At 66.5% G+C, this 24,661-nt stretch carries 7 protein-coding genes; 5 read left to right on the forward strand and 2 right to left on the reverse strand.

Annotated features, from left to right (window positions below; genetic code table 11):
- Window positions 1-259 precede the first annotated feature (259 nt).
- Together ABEH27_RS02585 and hmpA are read right to left on the reverse strand one after the other, a co-directional pair.
- Window positions 260-766, reverse strand: a complete 507-nt coding sequence (locus tag ABEH27_RS02585; RefSeq protein ID WP_346612053.1) for a disulfide bond formation protein B — start codon at window positions 764-766, stop codon at window positions 260-262.
- 357 nt (window positions 767-1,123) lie between these two features.
- Window positions 1,124-2,302 carry an NO-inducible flavohemoprotein gene (gene hmpA, locus ABEH27_RS02590; RefSeq protein WP_346612054.1) on the reverse strand — a complete coding sequence of 393 codons (1,179 nt, stop codon included), beginning with the start codon at window positions 2,300-2,302 and terminating at the stop codon, window positions 1,124-1,126.
- Between the two features lie 154 nt (window positions 2,303-2,456).
- Here hmpA and norR point away from each other — a divergent pair, with 154 nt between their 5' ends.
- The 5 genes from norR (at window position 2,457) to ABEH27_RS02615 (ending at window position 24,386) form a co-directional block, all read left to right on the forward strand.
- Window positions 2,457-4,007: a nitric oxide reductase transcriptional regulator NorR gene (gene norR, locus ABEH27_RS02595; RefSeq protein WP_346612055.1), complete on the forward strand. Its 1,551-nt coding sequence runs from the start codon at window positions 2,457-2,459 to the stop codon at window positions 4,005-4,007.
- Window positions 4,008-4,201: 194 nt separating this feature from the next.
- Window positions 4,202-19,543: a BapA/Bap/LapF family large adhesin gene (locus tag ABEH27_RS02600; RefSeq protein ID WP_346612056.1), complete on the forward strand. Its 15,342-nt coding sequence runs from the start codon at window positions 4,202-4,204 to the stop codon at window positions 19,541-19,543.
- 63 nt (window positions 19,544-19,606) lie between these two features.
- Window positions 19,607-21,040: a TolC family outer membrane protein gene (locus tag ABEH27_RS02605; RefSeq protein WP_346612057.1), complete on the forward strand. Its 1,434-nt coding sequence runs from the start codon at window positions 19,607-19,609 to the stop codon at window positions 21,038-21,040.
- Window positions 21,037-23,205 (forward strand): type I secretion system permease/ATPase, encoded by a 2,169-nt coding sequence (locus ABEH27_RS02610; protein ID WP_346612058.1) that lies wholly within the window; start codon window positions 21,037-21,039, stop codon window positions 23,203-23,205. The genes ABEH27_RS02605 and ABEH27_RS02610 overlap by 4 nt, the downstream gene beginning before the upstream one ends.
- Window positions 23,202-24,386 (forward strand): HlyD family type I secretion periplasmic adaptor subunit, encoded by a 1,185-nt coding sequence (locus ABEH27_RS02615; RefSeq protein WP_346612059.1) that lies wholly within the window; start codon window positions 23,202-23,204, stop codon window positions 24,384-24,386. Before ABEH27_RS02610 ends, ABEH27_RS02615 begins: the two co-directional genes overlap by 4 nt.
- Window positions 24,387-24,661: the final 275 nt, after the last annotated feature.

Here is a 24,661-nt window from a genome sequence, read left to right on the forward strand (position 1 = left end):
AAGCAGTGCCGAACGGAAATTGGGGGCGATTGTAGTGAGGTCGCCAACCCTTGACTATGACTTATTGAGCAACAGTCTTTTACAGAATGCGTAACAATAGGGTGCGATTATTCAACTTCGCGACAGTTTGTCGCACCCCGCTTGATAGCCCTCAAACCCGCATCCTGCAAGGCTTTGTGGTTGATCTGAAGCAAGCGGGAGGCAACTTTTCCCTTCTGTCTGTGGGTGCAAAAGACCACAGCGAAATCGGGACTTATGTCTAAGGCCGGCGCCGGTTGCGGTAGATACCCAGCGGAACCAGAATGGCGGTCAGCACAAACGCTACCAGTGCCCACTGCGCCAGCGACAAGCCGAGGATCGGCGGGTATGGCGTGCTGCAGAAGCCGTCGACCTGGAATGCCAGCGGCCAGAGCTTGGCCAGCGGCAGGTCGTCGACGATCGGCTGCAGGGTGTCGATACCGCAGCTGACCATGGGGTTGGCGAGTATATACACATGGTTGCCAGCCGCAACGATTCCGCCAATTGCACTCAGCACCACCAGCCCCTCGAACACGGTCAGGCTGCGCCGCCCGGGCATCGCCGCGGCAATGAAGGCGAAGATGGCAATAAAGAGCAGCGCATAGCGCTGCAGGATGCACAACGGGCACGGTGCCTCGCCTAACACTACCTGCATGTATAGCGCACCGCCGATCAGGGCAAGGCAGATCACCCCCAGCAGCACCAGAAAGCGCCGTTCCCGATTCAGGCGCGATAGTTGTTCGTTCATTGCCGATTCCTTCGATGGATAGGTGGCAGCGTGATCCGCCTGCCTGGGCGCAAGTCTACACGCAGGTTTGGCCATTAGCGTGTCGAGGAAGCGGCGAGACAACGCAGCGCAGGGCTATCCGGTGATGGCTTCAGACCGGCAGCGGTGACGTCGGTTCAACGCCGGCCGGCAAAAAAGCGGCTGCCCAGGTGCCGCGCAGGGACAAGCCCCTCGACACCCGGGAGTGAAGGATACAGTGATTAAAGGAGGATTAAAGATGAACGATGGCTGGAGAAGGTTTCATTTTTCCTTATATAAAGGTTGCTTGCTCCGGCCCCATCGCCGGCAAGCCGGCGATGGGGCAATGCAGTCAGCCCATCATTCCAAAGCCGCCGCCGGCCCGAAGAATTCATAGCGGCTCTGCTGCTCCGGCACACCCAGGCCTTTCAGGTGGCGCTTGATCACCGCCATGAAGCCCTTGGGCCCAAGGAAGTACGCATCCACATCACGCTCGCCTGGCATCCACTCACCCAGCAGGTCCTGGCTCAGCAGCCCAACCGCATGGGCGCCACGCGAAGCGTCATCCTCGGCATAGCAATAGAAGCGCTTGAGCTGGGGGTGACGCTCCGCCAGCCCGTCGATCCAGTCACGGAATGCATGCACCTGCGCGTTACGTGCACAATGAATGAAGTGCACCGGGCGCCGGGTCTCGAGGGCAGCTTCGAGCATGGCCAGGGTTGGGGTGATGCCAACGCCGCCGCTGATCAGCACCAGCGGCTTGTCGCTGGCAGCCAGGGTGAAGTCGCCGGAAGGCGGGAACAGCTGCAGTGTTTCACCGACGACAAATTCGTCATGCAGGTAGCTGGAGACTTTGCCACCCTCCTCACGTTTGACACTGATGCGGTATTGCGTGCCATCGCACAGGGCCGACAGCGAGTAGTTGCGGCGCTGTTCGGCACCGTCGATGAACAGCTGCAAACCAATGTACTGGCCGGGTTCGGCCTTGAGCACCGGCTTGCCATCAACAGGCGCGAAGTAGAAGGAAACGATCTCGCTGCTTTCGCGCTCGCGGCGTACCAGGCGGAATTCGCGGGTACCGCGCCAGCCGCCAGTGGCCTGCTCTTTCTGCTTATAAAGGCCTTCCTCGGCGCCGATGAGGATATCGGCCAGTTGCCCGTAGGCCGCGCCCCAGGCCGCGATCACTTCAGGGGTAGCGATTTCCTTGCCAAGCACCTCTTCGATAGCCCGCAGCAGGCAGCTGCCGACAATCGGGTAATGCTCCGGCAGAATCTGCAAGGCAACATGCTTGTTGATGATCTGCCCGACCAGACCGCCAAGTTGCTCCAACTGGTCGATGTGGCGCGCGTACATCAGCACGCCGTTGGCCAGTGCACGCGGTTGGTCGCCGCTGGCCTGGTGGGCCTGGTTGAACAGTGGGCGCACTTCGGGATACTCGTTGAGCATCATCTTGTAGAAGTGGGTGGTCAGCGCTTCGCCGCCGGTTTCAAGCAGGGGGACAGTGGCTTTGATGATTGCACGTTGTTCGGAACTGAGCATTTGCAACGACTCCTGAGCCTGGGCTTCAAATGGTTAACCCAGTCATTTCATCAATCGTGCCAACTCTTGAGGCCAGTGAAATCAGGGCATTGACTAAGTTCATGTCAAAAAGACCCACCCCGGCGTATAGTCATAATGACCAACAGGAGTCTTTATGACCGCAAAACCGCTGCTTACCGCACTGCTCCCCCTGGTCAGCGACCTGTCACGCGACCTGCCTGACCAGGAGCGCTATCGCCGCTTGCTGCAGGCCATGCGTAGCTTGCTGCCTTGCGACGCGGCAGCGTTGCTGCGCCTGGATGGCGAATGGCTGGTACCGCTGGCCGTGGATGGGCTTTCTGCTGATACCTTGGGCCGGCGCTTCAAGGTCAGCGAGCACCCGCGCTTCCAGATCCTGCTCGGCCGCGCCGAGCCCACACGCTTTGCCAGTGACTCCGAGCTGCCCGACCCTTATGACGGCCTGGTCAACGTGCCTGACGCCGACCTGGAGGTGCACGACTGCATGGGCTGCCCGCTGATGGTCGACGAGCGCCCGTGGGGCCTGGTGACGCTCGACGCCCTCACCCCCGGCCAGTTTCAAAGCCTGGAGCTGGATGCCTTGCAGGCCTTCGCCAGCCTGGCCGCCGCCACCGTTACCGTGGCTGAACGCATCGAACACCTGGCCTTGCGCGCCGAGGACGAACACCACCGCGCCGAAATCTATCGCCAGGCCAGCGGCCAAGGCAAAGAGCTGATCGGCCAAAGCCCGGCTCACAAGCGCTTGCTGGAAGAAATCCGCCTCGTCGGCGGCAGTGACCTGACCGTACTGATCACTGGCGAAACGGGCGTAGGCAAGGAGCTGGTGGCCCAGGCCCTGCACCAGGCCAGCAACCGTGCCGACAAACCCTTGATCAGCCTGAACTGCGCCGCGCTACCCGACACGCTGGTGGAAAGCGAACTGTTCGGCCACGTGCGCGGGGCCTTTACCGGCGCCCACGGCGAGCGCCGCGGCAAATTCGAACTGGCCAACGGGGGCACGCTGTTTCTCGATGAGGTGGGCGAGCTGCCACTGACCGTGCAGGCCAAGTTGCTGCGGGTACTGCAGAGCGGGCAACTGCAGCGCCTGGGCTCAGACCGCGAGCACCAGGTCGACGTACGCCTGATTGCGGCAACCAACCGTGACCTGGCCGCCGAGGTGCGCAACGGCAACTACCGCGCCGACTTCTACCACCGCCTCAGCGTCTACCCATTGCAGGTGCCGCCATTGCGCGAACGTGGGCGTGATGTGCTGTTATTGGCAGGTTATTTCCTCGAACAGAATCGATCACGCCTGGGCCTGAACAGCCTGCGCTTGAGCAGCGAAGCCCAGGCAGCCCTGCTGGCCTACGACTGGCCGGGCAACGTGCGGGAGCTGGAGCACCTGATCGGCCGCTCCGCCCTCAAGGCCATGGGCCAGCACCGAGATCGGCCGCGCATCCTCACCCTGGAGGCTGATGATATGGACCTTCGCCCCGTGGCAGCCGTGCCTCAATCCCCCTCCCCTGCACCGCTACCCGCCCCGTCTTTGCCCGAAGGTGGCTTGCGCGAAGCGACCGACCGCTACCAGCGCCAGGTGATCGAAGCCTGCCTGCAACGCCACCAGGACAACTGGGCGGCGGCCGCACGCGAACTGGGCCTGGACCGCGCCAACCTTAGCCGCCTGGCTCGTCGCTTAGGCCTGCGCTAGACCCGTCCCTACCAAAGGATTAACCCATAAAGCCTCTGGTTGCTTCCCATCGGACTGCTATATCTCCTCTACCACCGGTAACAGGGCCGTTACACGGCCTAGCTGCGCGCAATCGATTCCGCTAGCGGGAAAGGTTGCGCCAGCCAGAGGGCGCACAAGCCGCCCCTAGTACCGCACACCAGCAGGGAGCATCCATGGACAACATCGTCGTCGCCGATAAGCAATCCGCAGTCGCCACCCAGAGCGCCTTCGGCAATATCACGCTCAACAGCCCGGGTGTCGTTCAGATGCCTGTCGCTCCCGACCAGGTGGCAACCGTCACCCGGCGTGGCCAGGACCTTATCGTCACGCTCAAATCAGGGGAAAAGGTCACCGTTGGCAACTTCTTCGCGGTGGACCAGGCGGGCGTCGGCAGTGACATGGTCTTTGTCGGCGAAGATGGCACCCTGTGGCACGCGAACTACGACCCGGTCGCCTTCACCGGTTTCACCTTCGACGAAGTGGCCTCGCTGGATGAACTGGTAGCCGGTATTGGTGTTGCCGGCAGCGCCACACCGACCTGGGCGATTGCCGGGCTCAGCCTGCTGGGCGTCGGCGGTGCGGCGGCTGCCGCTGACAGCGGCGGTGGCGGCGGCAGCAGCGGTGGTGGTTCCGAGCCGGGTGAAACTACCCCCCCTGCCACGCCCATCGACCTGCTGGTATCGCCAGATGGTCTGCGCCTGACGGGGCGTGGTGAAGCAGGCTCCACGGTGAACGTACGTGATGCCGCCGGCAACCTGGTAGGCACGGGTACCGTAGGCGCCGACGGCACCTTCGATGTCACGTTGACCACACCCCAGGCCAACGGGCAGAACCTGGATGTGACCCTCACCGATGCCGCCGGCAACACTTCACAGGCCGGCGTCATCACCGCGCCGGATGTCACCCCGCCTGCAGCGCCGAGCGAGTTGGTCGTCAACGGGCAAGGCACCACGCTCACCGGCCGCGCCGAGCCGGGCTCCACCGTGCAAGTGCGTGGCGCCGACGGTGCCGTGCTGGGCACCGCCGTGGCAGGTGCCGATGGGCAGTTCAGTATCACCCTGCAACCTGCGCAAACTGATGGCCAGGCACTGCAAGTCACTGCCCAGGACGCTGCGGGCAATACTTCGACGGCAGGCAATGTCACCGCGCCCGATATCGGCGGCGGCGACTCCACCCCTCCCGACGCACCGACGGACCTTGTAATCGGCTTGGCCGGTGCACAGCTCAGCGGTCGCGGCGAAGCAGGCGCCACCGTGCAGGTGCGGGATGCTGACGGCAACGTGCTGGCCACCGGCACTGTTGGCCAGGACGGTAGCTTCCAGGTCACTCTGGACCCGGCCGTCAAGGACGGCAGCACTGTGCAAGTCGTGCTCACCGATGCCGCCGGCAACGTTTCGCAGCCTGGCTCGGTCACTTCGCCGGACCTGCAGGCACCCGATCAACCTACCGACCTGGCGCTGGCCGACGGCACCACACTGACCGGCCGCGGTGAGCCTGGCACAACCGTGCAGGTGCGCGACGCCAACGGTAGTGTGATCGGTACCGGTCAAGTCGGCTCGGACGGCAGCTTCAACCTCACCCTGTCCCCAGCCCAGGCCAACGGCGAAGCGCTGGACGTGCGCTTGGTCGATGCCGCCGGCAACAGCTCGGCGCCCCTTGAATTCGATGCGCCGGACATCACCCCGCCGGCACTGGTCAGCAACATCGTGGTGGGTGCCGATGGGCTGCAGCTGGCAGGCCGCGGCGAAGCCGGTGCCACGGTGCAAGTGCGCGATGCCGAGGGCAACGTGATTGGCAGTGGTGTCGTGAGCGCCAATGGCACGTTCGTGATCGACCTCGCCCCCGCGGCACAACCCGGCGCTCAGCTGAGCCTGGTGCAGGTGGATGCCGCCGGCAACACTTCGCCCTCACTGGCATACGAAGTGCCGCTGACCTCGGTACCGCCCAGCCCGGACGACCTGGTCGTCGCCGATGACGGTTCCAGCGTCACCGGTACTGCCCCGGCCGGCAGCCGTGTCGAAGTGCGTGATGCCAATGGCACAGTGGTCGGTAGCGTGGTGGTCGGCCCTGATGGCACCTTCACCGTCGTGCTCGAACCGGCGCAAGCCAATGGCGAATTGCTCGACGTGGTGGCGATCGATGGCAATGGCACCTCGTCCCTGCCGGCCCAAGTGACTGCTCCCGACATCACCGCACCCGCTGCTCCGAGCGAACTGGCCGTCAGCGCCGACGGCAGCGTGGTCACCGGCCGTGCCGAACCTGGCAGCACCGTGCGTGTGCTGGCCGCCGACGGCACCACCGTGCTCGGCACTGTCGTAGTCGGTGAGACCGGCGCCTTCAGCATCACCCTCGACCCACCCCAGGTGGACGGCGAACAACTGCAGGTCACTGCCACCGACGCCGCAGGCAATGCTTCGACCGCAGGCAGTGTCACCGCGCCGGACATCGACGGCGGCGACACCACTGCGCCTGATGCACCAACCGAACTGGTGATCGGCCTGGCCGGCGCGCAAATCAGCGGCCGCGGCGAAGTCGGTGCCGCTGTGGAAGTACGTGATGCAAACGGCAACGTGCTGGCCAGCGGCACCGTTGGCCCGGATGGCAGCTTCCAGATCAGCCTGGACCCAGCCGTCAACGACGGCAGCACCCTGCAAGTCGTGCTCACCGATGCGGCGGGCAATGCCTCCCAGCCTGGCTCGGTCACCTCGCCAGACCTGCAGGCACCCGAGCAGCCCACAGACCTGGCGCTGGCCGACGGCATCACCCTGACCGGCCGTGGCGAACCCGGCGCAACCGTGCAAGTACGTGACGCCGAAGGCACCGTGATCGGCACCGGCCAAGTCGGCCCGGACGGCAGCTTCAACTTCACCCTGTCCCCGGCCCAGGCCAATGGCGAAGCGCTGGACGTGCGCCTGGTCGATGCGGCCGGCAACAGCTCCACGCCGCTGCAGTTCGACGCACCGGACATCACCGCGCCGGCCGAAGTCAGCAATATCGTGGTCGGCAATGATGGCCTGGCCCTCAGCGGCCGTGGCGAACCCGGTGCCACCGTCGAAGTGCGGGACGCCGATGGCAACCTGATCGGCACCGGCGAAGTGCTGGCCAACGGCACCTTCCTGATCGACCTCAGCCCTGCTGCACAACCTGGTGCTCAGCTGAGCCTGGTGCAGACCGACCCAAGCGGCAATGCCTCCGAAGCCCTGCAGTTCGAAGTACCCCTGGTCCCTGCCCCGGACAGTCCGACCGACCTGGTCATCGCCGCCGACGGCAGCAGCATCACGGGTAACGGCCCCGTGGGCAGCACCATCGAAGTGCGCGACGCTGATGGCACGCTGATCGGCACGGTCGTGGTTGGCCTCGATGGCACCTTTACCGTGCCGCTGGCGCCAGCCCAGGCCAACGGTGAATTGCTCGACGTAACGGCAGTCGATGCCAGTGGTGCGGCCTCCCTGCCCGCCCAGGTCACTGCGCCCGATATCACCGCCCCAACCACCCCAAGCGAACTGGCTGTCAGCGCCGATGGCTCGGTGGTCACCGGCCGTGCCGAGCCTGGCAGCACTGTACGTGTGCTGGCTGCCGATGGCACCACCGTGCTCGGCACTGTCGTAGTCGGTGAGACCGGCGCCTTCAGCATCACCCTCGACCCACCCCAGGTGGACGGCGAACAACTGCAGGTCACTGCCACCGACGCCGCAGGCAATGCTTCGACCGCAGGCAGTGTCACCGCGCCGGACATCGACGGCGGCGACACCACTGCGCCTGATGCACCAACCGAACTGGTGATCGGCCTGGCCGGCGCGCAAATCAGCGGCCGCGGCGAAGTCGGTGCCGCTGTGGAAGTACGTGATGCAAACGGCAACGTGCTGGCCAGCGGCACCGTTGGCCCGGATGGCAGCTTCCAGATCACCCTGGACCCAGCCGTCAACGACGGCAGCACCCTGCAAGTCGTGCTCACCGATGCGGCGGGTAATGCCTCCCAGCCTGGCTCGGTCACCTCGTCCGACCTGCAGGCACCCGAGCAGCCCACAGACCTGGCGCTGGCCGACGGCATCACCCTGACCGGCCGTGGCGAGCCTGGCGCAACCGTGCAGGTGCGTGACGCCGAAGGCACCGTGATCGGCACCGGCCAAGTCGGCCCGGACGGCAGCTTCAACTTCACCCTCTCCCCGGCCCAGGCCAATGGCGAAGCGCTGGACGTGCGCTTGGTCGATGCCGCCGGCAACACGTCCACCCCACTGCAGTTCGACGCACCCGACATCACCGCGCCCGCCGAAGTCAGCAATATCGTGGTCGGCAATGATGGCCTGGCCCTCAGCGGTCGTGGCGAAGCTGGTGCCACCGTCGAAGTGCGGGACGCCGATGGCAACCTGATCGGCACCGGCGAAGTGCTGGCCAACGGCACCTTCCTGATCGACCTCAACCCTGCTGCACAACCCGGCGCACAGCTGAGCCTGGTACAGACCGACCCAAGCGGCAACGCCTCCGAAGCGCTGCAATTCGAAGTACCCCTGGTTCCAGCCCCGGACAGCCCGACCGACCTGGTCATCGCCGCCGACGGCAGCAGCATTACCGGCAGTGCCACAGTGGGCAGCCGTGTCGAAGTGCACGACGCCAACGGTGTGCTGGTGGGCAGCGTGGTGGTCGGTGCTGAAGGTACCTTCACCGTCGTGCTCAACCCGGCGCAAGCCAACGGCGAGCTGCTCGACGTGAGTGCAGTCGATGGCAACGGCGCGTCGTCCGTACCTGCCCAAGTCACCGCGCCTGACATCACCGCGCCAGCCATTCCGAGCGAACTTGCCGTGAGCGCTGATGGCAGCGTGGTCACCGGCCGTGCCGAGCCAGGCAGCACCGTGCGGGTGCTGGCGGCCGACGGCAGCACCGTATTGGGCAGCGTCGTGGTCGGTGAAACCGGTGCCTTCAGCGTCACCCTCGACCCGCCACAAGTCGATGGCGAACAACTGCAGGTCACCGCGACCGACACCGCGGGCAATGCCTCGACTGCCGGCAACGTCACCGCACCCGATATCGACACCGGTGGCGGTGATATCACTGCACCAGACGCACCGACCAACCTGGTCATCAGTGCCGATGGCCGCACGGTCTCCGGCCGTGGTGAAGCCGGCGCGACAGTGACCGTGGTAAACGATCAAGGGCAAGAGATAGGGACTGGCACGGTACTGCCTGACGGCAGCTTTACCCTGCAGCTGGACACACCGGTGATCGATGGGTCGTCGCTGCAAGTGACCCTGACCGATGCCGCGGGCAACGTGTCGCAACCGAGCCCGCTGACTGCCCCGGACCTGGTAGCGCCGGAGCAACCCACCGACCTTACCCTGACCGCGGGTGAAACCCTGACCGGCAGTGCTGAACCCGGTGCCCGGGTAGAGGTGCGCGACGCCAACGGCACGGTCATTGGCAGCACCATCGTCGAGCTGGACGGCACCTTCAGCGTCACCCTCGACCCTGTCCAGGCCAACGGCGAAGCACTGGCCGTCACGGTGACCGATGCCGACGGCAACAGCTCCGCTCCGTTGGCCTTCACTGCACCGGATATCACTGCCCCCGACATCATCACCAATGTGATAGCGGGCGCGGGTAGCGTGGTGATTTCCGGCCGCGGTGAACCCGGCGCTTCGGTCGAAGTGCGCAACGCCGATGGCGGCGTGATCGGGACGGGTACCGTAACCCCGAACGGCACTTTCCTGGTCGAGTTGGACGCGCCGCTCAACGCGGGCGAGTCCATCGTGCTGGTGCAAACCGACGCTGCGGGCAACGCATCGGTCGGCCTCGGCATCATCGTGCCGCAGATACCGGTTCCAGAAAGCCCGGCCGGCTTGGTGGTGGCAGCCGACGGCACGTCCATCAGCGGTACTGCCCCGGTAGGCAGCCTGGTTGAAGTGCGCGATGCCCAAGGCAATGTGCTGGGCAGCGTGCAAGCGGGTAACGATGGCAACTTCACCATCGCCCTGACACCGGCGCAGGCCAACGGCGAACTGCTCGACGTGGTGGCCATCGACGCCGATGGCAACAGCTCGTTGCCGACCCAGATCAGCGCCCCTGACATCACCCCACCGAACCAAGCCACCGACCTGGTACTCAGTGCCGATGGCGTGACCCTTACCGGCCGTGGCGAGCCCGGCACCAGCGTGCAGGTCAGCAATGCCCAGGGCACACCGCTGGGCACTGCCATCGTCGGCCCGAACGGTACCTTCACGCTCACCCTGAGCCCGGCCCAGACCGATGGCCAGGAGCTCGACGTCGTGCTGCGCGACGCCGCAGGCAACACTTCGACCGCCACCCTCATCGCACCCGACCTGGACGGCCCGCTGCAACCTTCCGGGCTGGCCATCGACAGCGCCGGCATCCACCTCACCGGCACAGGCCAGACCGGCTCGACCGTTACCGTGCGCGCTGCCGACGGCACCGTGCTGGGTACCACCACGGTCGGCGCCGACGGGCGCTTCGACGTTACCGTCAGCCCACCCCAACGCAATGGTGAAAGCCTGACCGTTGAGGCCACCGACAACCTCGGTAACAGCGCTGGCCCGGTCGATTTCACTGCGCCCGACAGCACCCCACCGCAAGTCGTCGGCACACCGAGCATCGATGACACCGGCACTACCGTGACCGGCACCGGCGAACCGGGCGCCACCGTCACCGTGCGGGGCCCCGATGGTACCGAACTGGGCAGCGCCGTGGTGGCCGACAACGGCAACTTCGAGATCACCCTGAACCCACCGCAGACCAACGGCCAGGCGTTGACCCTGGAGCAACGCGACCCGACCGGCAACGTGTCGGCCGCAGTCGACCTGCCAGCGCCGGACACCGAAACACCTGATGCCCCAACCGGCCTGACCCTGTCCGCCGATGGCACCCTCGTCAGCGGTACCGGTGAACCCGGTGCCCAAGTGAGCGTCACCGGCACCGGCGGCGCAGTGCTGGGCACCGCCGTGGTGCAAGCCGATGGCAGCTTCCGCGTGACCATCGACCCGCCGCAGCTCAACGGCCAGACGCTGGCCATTACTCAGGCGGATGCCGCTGGTAATGCCTCCGAAGCTGGCACCGTCACTGCCAATGACCTTGAAGCTCCACTGCCTGCAGAAGGCCTGGGGTTGAGCCTGGACGGCAGCGTGCTCACAGGCCAAGGCGAACCCGGCGCCACCGTGCAAGTGCGCGATGCCAACGGGCAACTGCTGGGCGATGCCGTGGTGGAAACCGACGGTAGCTTCAGCGTCACCCTCACCCCGGCCCAGACCAATGGTGAGGTACTGTCGGTCGTCCTCACCGACGATGCCGGCAATGCTTCGCCGTCGGCGACCTTCACCGCCGATGACACCACTGGCCCCGCTACCCCGACCGGCCTGCAAGTCAGCGCCGACGGCACCACCCTGCAAGGCAGCGGCGAAGCAGGCTCGACCGTTGAGGTACGCAATGCCAACGGCGACCTGCTGGGCACCGTCGTGGTGCCCGTGGGCGGCACCTTCAGCGTGGCGCTTGCGCCTGCGCAGCTGGACGGCCAGCTGCTCGACGTCACCCTCACCGACGCCGCTGGCAATGCGTCCACTGCCGGCCAGGCCACCGCACCGGACCTCACCCCACCGGCACTGCCGACCGATGTGGCCGTCAGCGCTGATGGCAGCGCAGTGACCGGCAATGCACCCGGTGCAAGCTCGGTAACCGTGACGACACCTGACGGCACGGTGATCAGCGTGCCGGTAGAAGGCGACGGCAGCTTCACGGTGCCGCTGGCACCTGCGCTGACCAATGGCGAAACCGTAAGCGTGGTGGTCACCGATGCCGCGGGCAACCCGTCGGCGTCGTCCACCGTAACCGCACCAGACACCACGCCACCGGCCGCGGCCACCGACATTACGGTCAGCCCGGATGGCGGCACCATCGGCGGCACCGCCGAACCCGGCAGCACCGTCATCGTGCGCGATGGCACCACCGAACTGGGTACCGGCACCGCCGGCCCGGACGGCACCTTCGTGATCCCCATCACCCCGCCGCTGGCCAGCGGCGACACCGCGCAGGTTGTGGTACGTGATGGCGGCGGCAACGAAACCTCAGTCGACGTGGCGGGCCCTGACGGCACCGAAGTCGCCACGCCGAGCGACCTGGCAATCAGCGCCGATGGCTTCATCCTCACCGGCGAAGGCACTGTGGGCTCGCTGATCACCGTGACGTCCGGCGGCACTACGCTGGGCACCGCCACGGTGGGCAGCGACGGTACCTTCCGGGTGTTCTTCAGCAACGCCCAGCTCAATGCCCAGACCTTGCAAGTCAGCGCCCGCCTGTCGGCAGGCGGCAAGCCGTCCGTGCCGGCCACAGTGGTGGCAGAAGACACCACCGCACCGGATGCACCCGACCAGCTCGTCCTCGACCGCACCGGTAGCACCCTTACCGGCCGCGGCGAGGTGGGCGCGACCGTGCGTGTGGTGGACGCCCAAGGCAACGAGGTAGGCAGCGCCACCGTCGGCAGCAACGGCCTGTTCAGCATCAGCCTGGCCCCGCCGCAGGCCAACGCCCAGAACCTCACCATTACCCAAGCCGACGCCGCCGGCAACACGTCACTCGCCGCTACCCTGCAGGCGCCTGACCTGCAGGCACCGGGCGTGGCGACCGGCCTGAGCCTGAACAGCGCAGCCACCGTGGTCAGCGGCCAGGGCGAAGCGGGCGCAACGGTGACCGTGCGCGACGCCAGTGGCGCGGTCCTGGCCACCGGTACGGTCAATGCGAATGGCCAGTTCCAGATCACCCTGCCGAATGCGCAGACCACCGGCAGCCCGTTGCAGGTCACGCTCAGCGATGCCGCAGGCAACGTGTCTGGCCCTGCCAGCCTGGCAACCCCTGACCGCACACCACCAGCAGCGGTCGGCAACCCGGTACTCAGCGCCGACGGCAAACAGTTGTCCGGTAGCGGTGAAGTCGGCGCCACCGTGCAGGTGCGCAACGCCGCCGGCACTGTGGTGGGCACCTCCACCGTCGGTGCCGATGGCCGCTTCACGGTGACCTTCGACACACCACAGGCGACCGGCCAAGCCATCGGCGTCAGCCAGGTGGATGCAGCGGGCAACACTTCGCCGGCGATCACCCTCAGCACACCGGACCTCGCCCCACCGGCGCCACTCACCAACGTTGCGCTGAACAACAACGGCCTGACCCTCAGCGGCCTGGGTGAAGCGGGCGCCACCGTGACCGTGCGCGGCCCCGATGGCACCATCATCGGCACGGGCCTGGTGGCCGCCAATGGCAGCTTTACCCTGACCCTGACCAGTGCGCAGCTCAATGCCCAGCAGTTGAGCGTGACCCAGACCGACGCGGGCAACAATACCTCGACCGCTGTTGCGGTCACCGCGCCCGACCTCACCCCACCCGCAGCACCGACCGCGTTGGCCTTGGCCGGTACCGGCCTGCAGCTGAGCGGCAGTGCCGAAGCCGGCAGCACGGTCACCGTGCGTGATGCCGCGGGCAACGTGCTGGGCAGCGCAGTGGCCAGCAGCAATGGCACCTTCCAGGTCACCCTGAGCAGTGCCCAGACCAACGGCCAGACCTTGCAGGTAACCGCCACCGATGCGGCCGGCAACGTGTCGCCGATTGCGCCATACACCGCGGCCGATACCACACCACCTGCCGCCGTCGCCAACCTGGCCGTCGCCGCCGATGGCACCACCCTGACCGGTACTGGCGAAGTGGGCGCCACGGTGACCGTGCGCGCGGCGGATGGCACCTCGCTGGGCACCGTCGCGGTGGGCAGTGACGGCGCCTTCACGGTCACCCTCACGCCTGCGGCGATCGCGGGTGAAAGCCTCAGCGTGACCCAGACCGACGCAGCGCAGAACACCTCGCCGACGCAGAACGTCACCGCGCCGGGCAACCTGGCACCGGACACGCCCGAAAACCTCGCCCTGTCTGCCGATGGCCTGGTGGTCACCGGTACCGCCGCGCCGGGCACCGCGGTCAATGTCTACGGCCCTAACGGCGTGTTGCTGGGCACCGCGCCGGTCGGTAACGATGGCAACTTCACGGTTAACCTGGGCAACGCCCAGGCCAATGGTGAAGTGCTGCACGTCAGCGCCGTGGGCACCGATGGCAGTGCTTCGTTGCCAGCCACCTTGCAGGCGCCGGACACCACTGCGCCGCTGCCGCTGACCAACCTGGTGCTGGCCAGTGACGGCCTGACCCTCACCGGCCGTGGTGAGTCGGGCGCCACTGTTACCGTGATCGGTCAAGGCGGTGTCGAGCTTGGCACCGGTGTCGTCGATGCCAATGGCAACTTCAGCATTGGCCTGGGCATCGCGCAGATCAATGGCGAACTACTGAGCGCACAGCAAACCGACGCGGCAGGCAATGAGTCCAACAGCGTCAGCCTGACTGCGCCTGACCGTGTGGCCCCGGATGCCGCGACCAACCTTGCCTTTGCCGGCGGTGGCAGCCTGCTCAATGGCACCGGCGAGGCCGGCAGCACTGTCAAAGTGCTCGCCGCCGATGGCAGCGTGCTGGGCACGGCAGTCGTGCGTGCCGACGGCAGCTTCCAGGTCAACCTCAACGCACCCCAGGCCAACGGCCAGCAGGTGCAGGTGGTGCTGACCGATGCTGCGGGCAACCAGTCGAACCCCAGCGCGATCACCGCGCTGGATACCACCCCACCGGCCGTGCTGACCGAACTGGCAATCTCGAGCGACGGCGTTACCCTCACCGGCCGCGGCGAGGCTGGCGCGACCGTGACGGTCACCAATGCCGCCGGCGACGAAATCGGCACTACGCTGGTGGATGCCAGCGGCAACTTCACCGTCATCCTCAACCCGGCCCTGGGCAACGCCGAGCTGCTCAGCCTGACCCAGGCCGACGCAGCCGGCAACGTGTCGGCGGTCGCGAACCTGCAAACACCTGACTTCACCCCACCGGCCATCCTCACCGAGGTCGCCATCAGCGACGATGGCAGCGTGGTCACTGGCCGCGGCGAAGTGGGTGCGACGGTTACCGTGACCGACGCCAACGGCAATGCGCTGGGCACCACCCAGGTGCTCGCCGACGGCAGCTTCCGCGTCGAGCTGTCACCGGCGCAGATCAACCAGCAAGTGCTGTCGGTGCAACAGGCCGACCCACCCGGCAACATCAGTGCGCCGGTCGCGGTCACAGCACCGGACCTCACGCCGCCTGAGGCGGCAACCGAGCTGCGCCTGAACGCCGCCGGCGATCAGCTCAGCGGCATCGGCGAAGCGGGCACCACAGTGCGCGTGTACCTCGGTACCGATGAGATCGGTGTTGCCACGGTGGCTGCCAACGGCACCTTCGTGGTGGACCTGAGCTCGCCGCAACTGAACGGCGAACTGCTGCAGGTAACCCTCGAGGACGCCAGCGAGAACCTCTCGCCGATCAGCACGATCACGGCCACCGACACCACGCCACCGGCCACGGTCATCGCCACCCTCAACGACAGCGGCACGCAGCTGGTCGGTACCGGTGAAGCTGGCGCACGCGTCACGGTCATGAACGACCGTGGCGACATGGTCGGCCAAGGCGTGATCGACCCGGACGGTGTACTGGTACTCAACCTCACCACGCCGCAAATCAACGGCGAGGTGCTGACTGTCATTGCCCAGGACGCTGCAGGCAACCCTTCAGCGCCCCTGCAGGTCACGGCGCCAGACCTGGTGCCACCGGTCCAGCCTGCGGAGCTTGCCCTCAACCCGTTGGGCACGGTACTGACGGGTACCGGCGAACCCGGCACCACCATCACCGTGCGTGGCCCGGACAACACCGTGGTCGGCAGCATCGAAGTGGAGGCCGACGGTACCTTCAGCGTGCCGCTGAACCCGGCGCAGAACAACGGTCAGCTGCTGACTGTGGTCTCCACCGATGACGCCGGCAACGCTTCGCTGCCCGCCACGCTGCTGGCCGCCGATACCTCACCGCCAGCGGTAGTCACCAACCTGGCTATCAACACCGACTACAACGTGCTTACCGGGCGCGGCGAAGCCGGCGCAACGGTTACCGTCAGCCAGGCAGGCACTGTGTTGGGTACGGCACTGGTTGACGCCAGTGGCAATTTCTCGGTCAACCTGTCGCCAGCGCCGGGCTCGGTCGCAACCCTGGGCGTGACGCAAAGCGATGGCATCAACACCTCGGCGGTAGCGACGTACGTCACCCCGCTGATCCCACCACCTGCACCACCTGCCAACGTGGAACTGGGCGCAGACGGCCTGACCCTGACCGGTACTGCGACATCTGGCGCCTCCATCCGAGTCTACGATGCCGCGGGCACCTTGATCGGTACGGGCGCTGCCAACCTCAATGGCGGCTTCACCCTGCAACTGAACACGGCGCAGCTCGATGGGCAGTACCTCTCGGTGACAGCCGTGGCGCTGGTGGGTGGCGAATCGCAACCGGTGTTCCTGCAGGCGGCCGATATCACCGCACCGGCCAACCCGGTGGTCACTGCCCTGTCGGCCAACGGCCTGGTCCTCACCGGTACGGGTGAAGCCGGTGCCACCGTCACCGTGCGCGATGCCGGCGGCAACGTGCTGGGTACCGCCGTGGTCAATGCCGGTGGTGCGTTCAGCATCAACCTGGCCAGCGCACAGCTCAACGGCCAGGTGCTCGGGGTGACCCAGGCCGATGCCGCAACCAATGTGTCGGGCAGCACCAGCTTCACCGCGCCGGACTATCAGGCACCGACCGCACCGACCGACCTGGCAGTGACTGGCGGCGGCACCGTGCTGACCGGCAGAGGTGAGCCGGGTGCGACGGTAACCGTCACCGGCCCGAGCGGCGCGTTGGGGACTGCCGTGGTTCAAGCCGACGGCACCTTCAGCGTCACCCTCACCACCACCCAGAACGATGGGCAAGTGCTGGTCGTGCGCCAGACCGACGCCGGCCTCAACCAATCGGGCAGTGCCAGCGTCACCGCGCCGGACACCACGCCGCCCGCCGCGCCCGTGGCGGCGATCAACGCCAACGGTACCGCAGTGAGCGGCTCTGGCCAGATCGGCAGCACCGTCACCGTGCGCAACAGCGCCGGTACCGTGCTGGGCACCGCGACAGTCGGCGCCAACGGCCTGTTCGTGGTCAGCCTGGCGGCGGCACAGGTGGACAACCAGGCGCTCACCGTTACCCTCACCGATGGTGCAGGCAATGTCTCGACCGGGACTGCGCTGACCGCGCCGGACATCACCCCACCGGCGGCCGCCAGCAACCTGGTGATCAGCGCCGACGGCAGCACCCTCACCGGCAGCGGTGAGCCCGGTGCGACCGTTACCGTGCGCAGCTCCAGCGGCCTGGTGCAAACCGCGACGGTACAGCCCAACGGCAGCTTCACCGTGACCTTCAGCCCTGCCCAGGATAACGGCCAGACGCTGACGGTCACCCTCACCGACCCACGCAACAACGTGTCCGGCAACGCCAACATCACCGCCCCGGATGTGGATGCCAATGCCCCGGTCATCGCCAGCGACAACCTGGCCACGGCCACCGTCAACCTGGCGCCGGTCACCGCATCGCAAACCTTCAACGACAGCTTCACCACCCTGATCTCGGGCTTCAGCAAGACCTTCACCTGGACCGTCGGGGCCGGGACCACGGTGGACCCAACCCTGACGCTGACCACCAACAGTGTGCTGGCGTTGCTCAACAACTCCACGTTCACCTTGCAGGTGAAAGACGCCAGCGGCGCCTGGGTGACCATCGCCACTGGCGGCAGCCAGGGCTTGCTTGACCTGATCGTGCTGCCGCTGGGGCTGCGCGTCGATATCGGCGAGCTGCAGGCGGGTGAGTACCGGCTGACCGTCGGCAGCGGTGGTATCGGCCTGGTGACCCAAGTCACCACCACGCTGGACATCGAAACCACCAGCCTTACGCAGTTCACCGGCACCGGCACTGCCGCGACCGGCAACGTCATCACCGACCCGGGCACCGACGGCACCACCGACTCCCGCGGCCCCGACAGCGGCGCCGTGCTGCAAGTGCTGAAAAACGGCAGCTATGTGGCAGCAGGCGCCGGCACCACGGTGCAGGGCCAGTACGGCACCCTGGTGATCAACGCCGACGGCAGCTACACCTACACCCCCAACGCCAGCCCTTCCAGCGTTGGCAAGGTCGATGTGTTCAGCTACCAACTGGTGCACCCGAACGGCCTGACCGATGCCGCCAACCTCTACGTGCGCATCGACAGCCCGCAAGCCTCGGAGATCTGGAGCGACAGCAACCTCAGCGCGCCGGCCACGGTGGTGGATGCGGTCAACGACATCGACAGCACCAACATCACGCTGGCCAACCGCGTCGATACCAGCAGCGCCAACCTGGGCACACTCAGCCTGCCTGTGATCGGCTCCCGCCAAGGCATCTACACCACCACGGTAGCCGCCGACACCAGCGCCGACCTGCAAGTGGTGGTCAACTCGACCAACCTGCTGACCCTGCTCGGCAACACCACCATCGCCCTGTACAAGCTCAACACCGGCACTGGCCAGTACGTGCTGGTGCAGTCGGTGCCGGGCAGCTCGCTGCTCACCTTGCTGGGCGGTGGCGCAGGCTACACCTTCACAGGCCAGGGTGCCGGCAGTTACCAGGTCCGCGTCAACTCCAGCGGCATCGGGTTGCTGAGTTCGATCACCACCAGCCTCAACACCACCACCACGCATCTCAACGAGTTCGTGGTCAGCAACTACACCGCCGTCAGCGGCAACCTGATTACCGACGCCGGCGGCGCCGACAACCTGGGCTCTGCGCTGACGGTACTGAGCGTGCTGACGGCCGCCAACACCTACACCATCCCTGGCTACAACGGGGTCAGTGTGGTCGGCACCTATGGCACGCTGCTGGTGCAGGCGGACGGCAGCTACACCTACACCCTCAAAAGTGGACTGACCTCGGCGGTGATCGGCCAGCACGACACCTTCACCTACGAGCTGACCCACCCCAACGGCACCACCGACACCGCCACCCTGACCGTCAACCTGGACAACGCTGCGGGCCTGACCACGTTCTCGGCGCTGGCCGATAACAGCGACGACAGCAGCGCCGTGGCCAGCGTTGCGGCGGCCGCCTCCAGCGAGGTGATCGCCGGCACCGACGGCAACGACCACCTCGATGGCAGCCAGGGTGGCCACATCACGCTGGAAGGAGGTGCAGGCGATGACACCCTGGTGGTGGTCGACCAGAACTTCGCCAGCGTCGAGGGCGGCACCGGCACCGACACCCTGCTGTGGGGTGGCGGCGATGCCAGCATCGACCTGGGCAACCTGGTCGGGCGGGTCCACGACATCGAGGTCATCGACCTCAACGACACCAGCTCGGTGGCGCTGACCCTCAACCTTGCGGATGTGGTGGCCATTACCGAAACCAGCAACAACACCCTGTTGATCAAGGGTGATGACAAGGATTCGGTGCACATGACCGACACCTGGAACCTCACCGGGAACCAGACAGCCGACGGGATCGACTATAACCAATACACGGCCCAGGAGGATCCGAGCCACCACTTGTGGGTGCAAAACGGCATCCATGTCGTCTGAGGCCGCAGTAACCCGCCGGGCGTCACGCCCGGCGGCAAGGACGATCAGCAGTAAGGGAATTATGTGAAGCGAAGCAGTCCGCTGACACCGCTGTTGCTGGGAGCCTTCGGGCTCCTGGTGCTGAACACCAACCTGGCTGCCCACGCAGCCGATGACATAGATCCCAAGCTGCGCAGTATCGGGCCGTCGCTGTTACGGGACGCCCCCGATGCCATCCCCGCCCGCCCACCCTCCGGCCAGGCCGCCAGCAATGGCGACCGCCTGGGGTTGGCTGAAGCGGTGGTGGCAGCCGCACAGTGGCACCCGAGCATCGCCGAAGCCATCGGCAACCTGTACAAGCAAGGCGAAGGCATCAACGTAGCCCGCGCCGGTTACTACCCACAGATTTCCGGCGGTATCCGCACCGGTTATGACACAGGTTACGGCGGCGACCGCAGCAGCCAGGCATTGAACCTGTCGCTGAAACAGATGCTTTACGATTTCGGCAAGGTCGACAGCGCCGTCGATGCGGCCCACGCGGCCGCCGCCCGCGCCCAGGCCAACATCCTGCTGGTGGTCGACGACCTGGCGCGTGATACCGCTTACGCCTGGATCGAAACCCGCCGCTACGAGCAGCTCATGGTGATTGCCCGCGAGCAGATCCGTGGCGTGGGCGACATCGCCGGCATGGCGCGCCAGCGCAGCGACATGGGCGCCAGCACCCGCTCTGACGTGGTGCAGGCCGAGTCCCGCGTGGAGGGTGCGCGCGCGACCCTCGAAGAATACCAAGCGCAGTACGAGCGCTGGCGGTCGATCCTCGCAGCCCTGCTCGGCCGCGTAGCGCCGCCCGCACTGGCCGAAGAAACACCGCCCGAACTGGCCCAGGCGTGCAAGCGCCCGGCAAGCGGCGACGACCGCCTGCCCGCGGTGCTCATGGCGCTGGCCCTGCGCGCGCAGTCCAGGGCGGAGCTGGCGCAGGCCAAGGCCGAAGCCTACCCGACCCTGTCGCTGCAGCCGCAGGTCAACCACTACCTTGACGACGACTACAACCGCGACAACAACCGCATCGACCGCACCCAGGCGGGCATCTACCTGAACCTCGAAGTGCCCATCTACCAAGGCGGTGCCATCAGCGCCCGCAGCCGCGCCGCCGGCCATGCCCTGACCGCCGCCGACTCCGCCGAAGACGCCGCACGCCTGCAAGCCCGCCGCGGCCTGGCCGAAGCCATGGCGCAGACCTCGGGGCTGGGCCGCCGGCTGAGCTCGCTGGAAGCACGCCAGGTGAGCATCAAGGAAGCCCGTGAGCTGTACGGCCGGCAGTACCTGGACCTGGGCACGCGGCCGCTGCTCGACCTGCTCAACGCCGAGCAGGAAATCTATCAGTCACGTTTCGAGCTCGCCGGCACGCAATCCGACCTGCTGCGCCTGGATGTCGACTGCCTGTACAACACCGGTGCCCTGCGCATGGCCTTCGGCCTTGAAGGGCGCAACCTGCAAGGTGTGGAGATCGAGCCATGAACGATACCGTCAACCTGAGCCAAGCCAGCCAGCAGCAGCCCCCCGAGCAAGCCGTGGTCCACCGCCCGGACCTCGGGCCGTGGCTGGAAGTCATGCTGCAGGTCGCCCACCACTATCGCCTGGATGTCTCGCCCCAGCGCATCCGCCTGGCGGCCGTGGAAGATGCCCGCCCGCTGGACGAGATCCTCCGCCACATGGCGCGCCAGGCCGGCCTGGCACTGCGCTTTGTGCGCTTCGACGCCAAGGCCCTGCGGCAATGGCGTACGCCGCTGGTACTGGAACTCGACGACGGCCAGCTGGCCGTGGTCGAGGCCGTGACCGAGGCCGATGAGCTGGCTGTGGTGTTCGCTGGCGACCAGAGCCTGACCTCACGCCTGCCCCGCGAAGCGCTCGAAGGGCGCATCAACCGCGTTGCGCTGATGCGCCCGGCGCGGCCACTGCGCGACGTGCGCACCGACGACTACACCGCACCCTACGACCGCCACTGGTTCGCCCGCATCGTGCTGCGCGACCTGCGCCCGTACGGGCAGGTGATGGTCGCCTCGCTGGTGGCCAACGTGCTGGCGTTGGCCGGCGTACTGTTTTCCATGCAGGTGTACGACCGGGTCATCCCCGCCGAATCCCTGCCAACCCTGTACGTGCTGTTCGGCGGCGTGGTGCTGGCGCTGGTGTTCGACTTCAGCATGCGCCTGCTGCGCCTGAAGGTCACCGACCTGCTCGGCAAGCGCGCCGACTTGCGGGTGTCGGACCTGGTCTACGGCCACGCCCTGCGCCTGCGCAATTCGGCACGGCCCAAATCCACCGGCTCGTTCATTTCGCAGTTGCGCGAACTGGAGTCGATCCGCGACTTGATCACCTCCAGCACCGCTACCGCGCTGGCCGACCTGCCGTTCTTCCTGTTGTTCCTGTTCGTGTTCTGGCTGATCGGCGGCGTGCTGGTGTTCATTCCGCTGGTAGCCCTGTTGGCCATGCTTTTGCCGGGCCTGCTGGCGCAACGCCGGCTGGCACGCCTGGCCAACGCCTCGATGCGCGAGTCGTCGCTGCGCAACGCCATGCTGGTAGAGAGCATCCAGGGCCTGGACGAGATCAAGGCGCTACAGGCCGAAGCGCGCTTCGAGCGCCAGTGGAACCAGTACAACGCCGCCTGCGCGCACACCAACCTGCATCTGCGCACCCTCACCAATGGCCTGGTGACCTGGACCCAGAACGTGCAAGGCGCAGTGTTTGCCGTGGTCATCGTCATTGGCGCGCCCATGGTGATTGCCGGCGACCTCACCACCGGCAGCCTGGTGGCAGCGTCGATGCTGTCCTCGCGCATGATGGCGCCGCTGGCCCAGCTCACCCATGTACTGACCCGCTGGCAGCAAGCCAAGGTGGCACTGCAAGGCCTGGACAAGCTGATGCAGTCGCCGGTCGACCACCCCGAAGGCGAAGCGCGGGTGCACCTGCCGGCCATCCGCGGCGAGTATCGGCTGCGCCAGGCCAACTTCCGCTACGACGCCGAGGCGCCACCGGTGCTGAACATCGGCCAGCTGGACATCCAGCCCGGCGAACGCATTGCCGTGCTGGGGCGCAATGGTGCCGGCAAGTCGACCCTGCTGCAGGCACTGGGCGGCGCGATGGACCTGGTGCAAGGCGAAGTCACCCTGGATGGTATCGCCCTTGCCCACCTCGACCCTGCCGACCTGCGCCGTGACGTGGGCCTGTTGCCACAGTATTCGCGGCTGTTCCACGGCACCCTGCGCGAGAACCTCACCCTGGGTGCCGGCCAGGCCAGCGACCAGGAACTGGTGGCCGCGCTGGCCGCCACCGGCGCCCTGGACTTCGTGCGCCGCCTGCCCAAAGGCATGGACCACCTGATCCTCGAGGGCGGTATCGGCCTTTCCGGCGGTCAGCGCCAGGCCCTGGTGCTGTCGCGCCTGCTGGTGCGCCAGCCGCAGATACTGCTGCTGGACGAACCCACCGCCTCGCTGGACGACATGACCGAGCGCAAGCTGCTGGATAACCTGGACCGCTTCTGCCAGGGCCGTACCCTGGTGATCGCCACCCACCGCTTGAGCGTGCTGCAACGGGTCGAGCGGATCATCGTGCTCGATGGTGGGCGCATCGTCATCGACGACAAGCGCGACGCCGCACTGGCCAAACTGCAAGGAGCGCAGGCATGAGCAACCATGAACTCCCCGCCTCCTACCTGGATGGCCAGGACGACCAGGCCGTGCTGCGCGCGGGCCGGGTCATCACCGTGTGCGCGCTGATGCTTGCGGCCTTTCTGGGCTGGGCGGCCTGGTTCGAAGTGACCGAAGTGTCCACCGGCACCGGCAAGGTGATCCCAAGCTCCCGAGAGCAGGTGATCCAGTCGTTCGAAGGCGGCATCATCGCCGAGATGAACGTGGCCGAAGGCGACATGGTCGAGCGCGGCCAGATACTCGCCCAGCTGGACCCGACCAAGACGGCCTCCAGCGTTGGTGAGAGCGAGGCCAAGTACCGCGCGGCCAAGGCCAGCGTGGCGCGCCTGCGCGCCGAGGTCACCGGCAAACCGTTGGTGTTCCCCGACAGCCTGCGCGACTCGGCCGACCTGATCGACGCCGAAACTGCGCTGTACCAGACCCGCCGCCGCGGCCTGGAACAGACCCTGGCCGGCATCGAGGACTCGCTGCGGCTGGTGCGCAGCGAGCTGAAAATCACCGAGAACCTGGCCAAGATGGGGGCTTCCAGCCGCGTCGAAGTGATCCGCCTGAATCGCCAGCGCTCGGAGCTCGAGCTCAAGGCCAACGAGGCACGCTCCGATTACCTGGTACGCGCCCGTGAAGAGCTGGCCAAGGCCAGCGCCGAAGCCGACAGCCTGTCGGAGGTGATCCGCGGGCGCAGCGACTCGCTGACCCGCCTGACCCTGCGCTCCCCCGTGCGCGGCATCGTCAAGGACATCGAGGTAAACACGCTGGGCGGCGTAGTGCAGCCGGGTGGGCAGGTGATGAAGATCGTGCCGATGGATGAACGGCTGCTGATCGAAACCCGCATCGCCCCCCGCGATATCGCCTTCATCCACCCCGACCAGGCGGCCAAGGTGAAGATCAGCGCCTATGACTATTCGGTGTACGGCGGGCTGGATGGCAAGGTGGTGGGGATTTCACCGGACACCCTGCAGGATGAAGTGAAACCGGAGATCTACTACTACCGGGTGTTCATCCGCACCGAGCAGGACAGCCTGCAGAACAAGGCAGGCAAGCACTTCGCGATCGTGCCCGGGATGATTGCCACGGTCGATATCCGCACCGGTGAGAAGACCATTCTCGATTACCTGATCAAGCCGCTGAACCGCGCCAAGGAGGCCTTGCGCGAGCGCTAGGGGCCGCTGCGCGGCCATCGCCGGCAAGCCGGCTCCCACAGAACAATCGCTACCTTACTGATTTGGCGGGGATCCTGGAGGAGCGGCTTCAGCCGCGAACACCGGCGAAGCCGGTGCCATCCACCGCGGCGCCTGCTTCGCGGCTGAAGCCGCTCCTTGTATCTCGACTTTCGCCTCCCAAGAGGCGAAAGTTCTCGACTGATCATCGAGGGAAGGTCTTGAAGCGGAGCCGCTCCTAGGGCATCGAGCCCGTACTGTAGATGACGCTCTGGCCT

The organism is Pseudomonas sp. P39-UII1 (assembly GCF_039672635.1).
Lineage (GTDB): Bacteria > Pseudomonadota > Gammaproteobacteria > Pseudomonadales > Pseudomonadaceae > Aquipseudomonas.

Excerpts from the sequence above, each read along its gene's own strand:
- ABEH27_RS02610 (WP_346612058.1), top strand. The coding sequence starts at position 21,037 with ATGAACGATACCGTCAACCTGAGCCAAGCCAGCCAGCAGCAGCCCCCC.
- norR (WP_346612055.1), top strand. The coding sequence starts at position 2,457 with ATGACCGCAAAACCGCTGCTTACCGCACTGCTCCCCCTGGTCAGCGAC.
- ABEH27_RS02615 (WP_346612059.1), top strand. The coding sequence starts at position 23,202 with ATGAGCAACCATGAACTCCCCGCCTCCTACCTGGATGGCCAGGACGAC.
- ABEH27_RS02600 (WP_346612056.1), top strand. The coding sequence starts at position 4,202 with ATGGACAACATCGTCGTCGCCGATAAGCAATCCGCAGTCGCCACCCAG.
- hmpA (WP_346612054.1), bottom strand. The coding sequence starts at position 2,302 with ATGCTCAGTTCCGAACAACGTGCAATCATCAAAGCCACTGTCCCCCTG.
- ABEH27_RS02585 (WP_346612053.1), bottom strand. The coding sequence starts at position 766 with ATGAACGAACAACTATCGCGCCTGAATCGGGAACGGCGCTTTCTGGTG.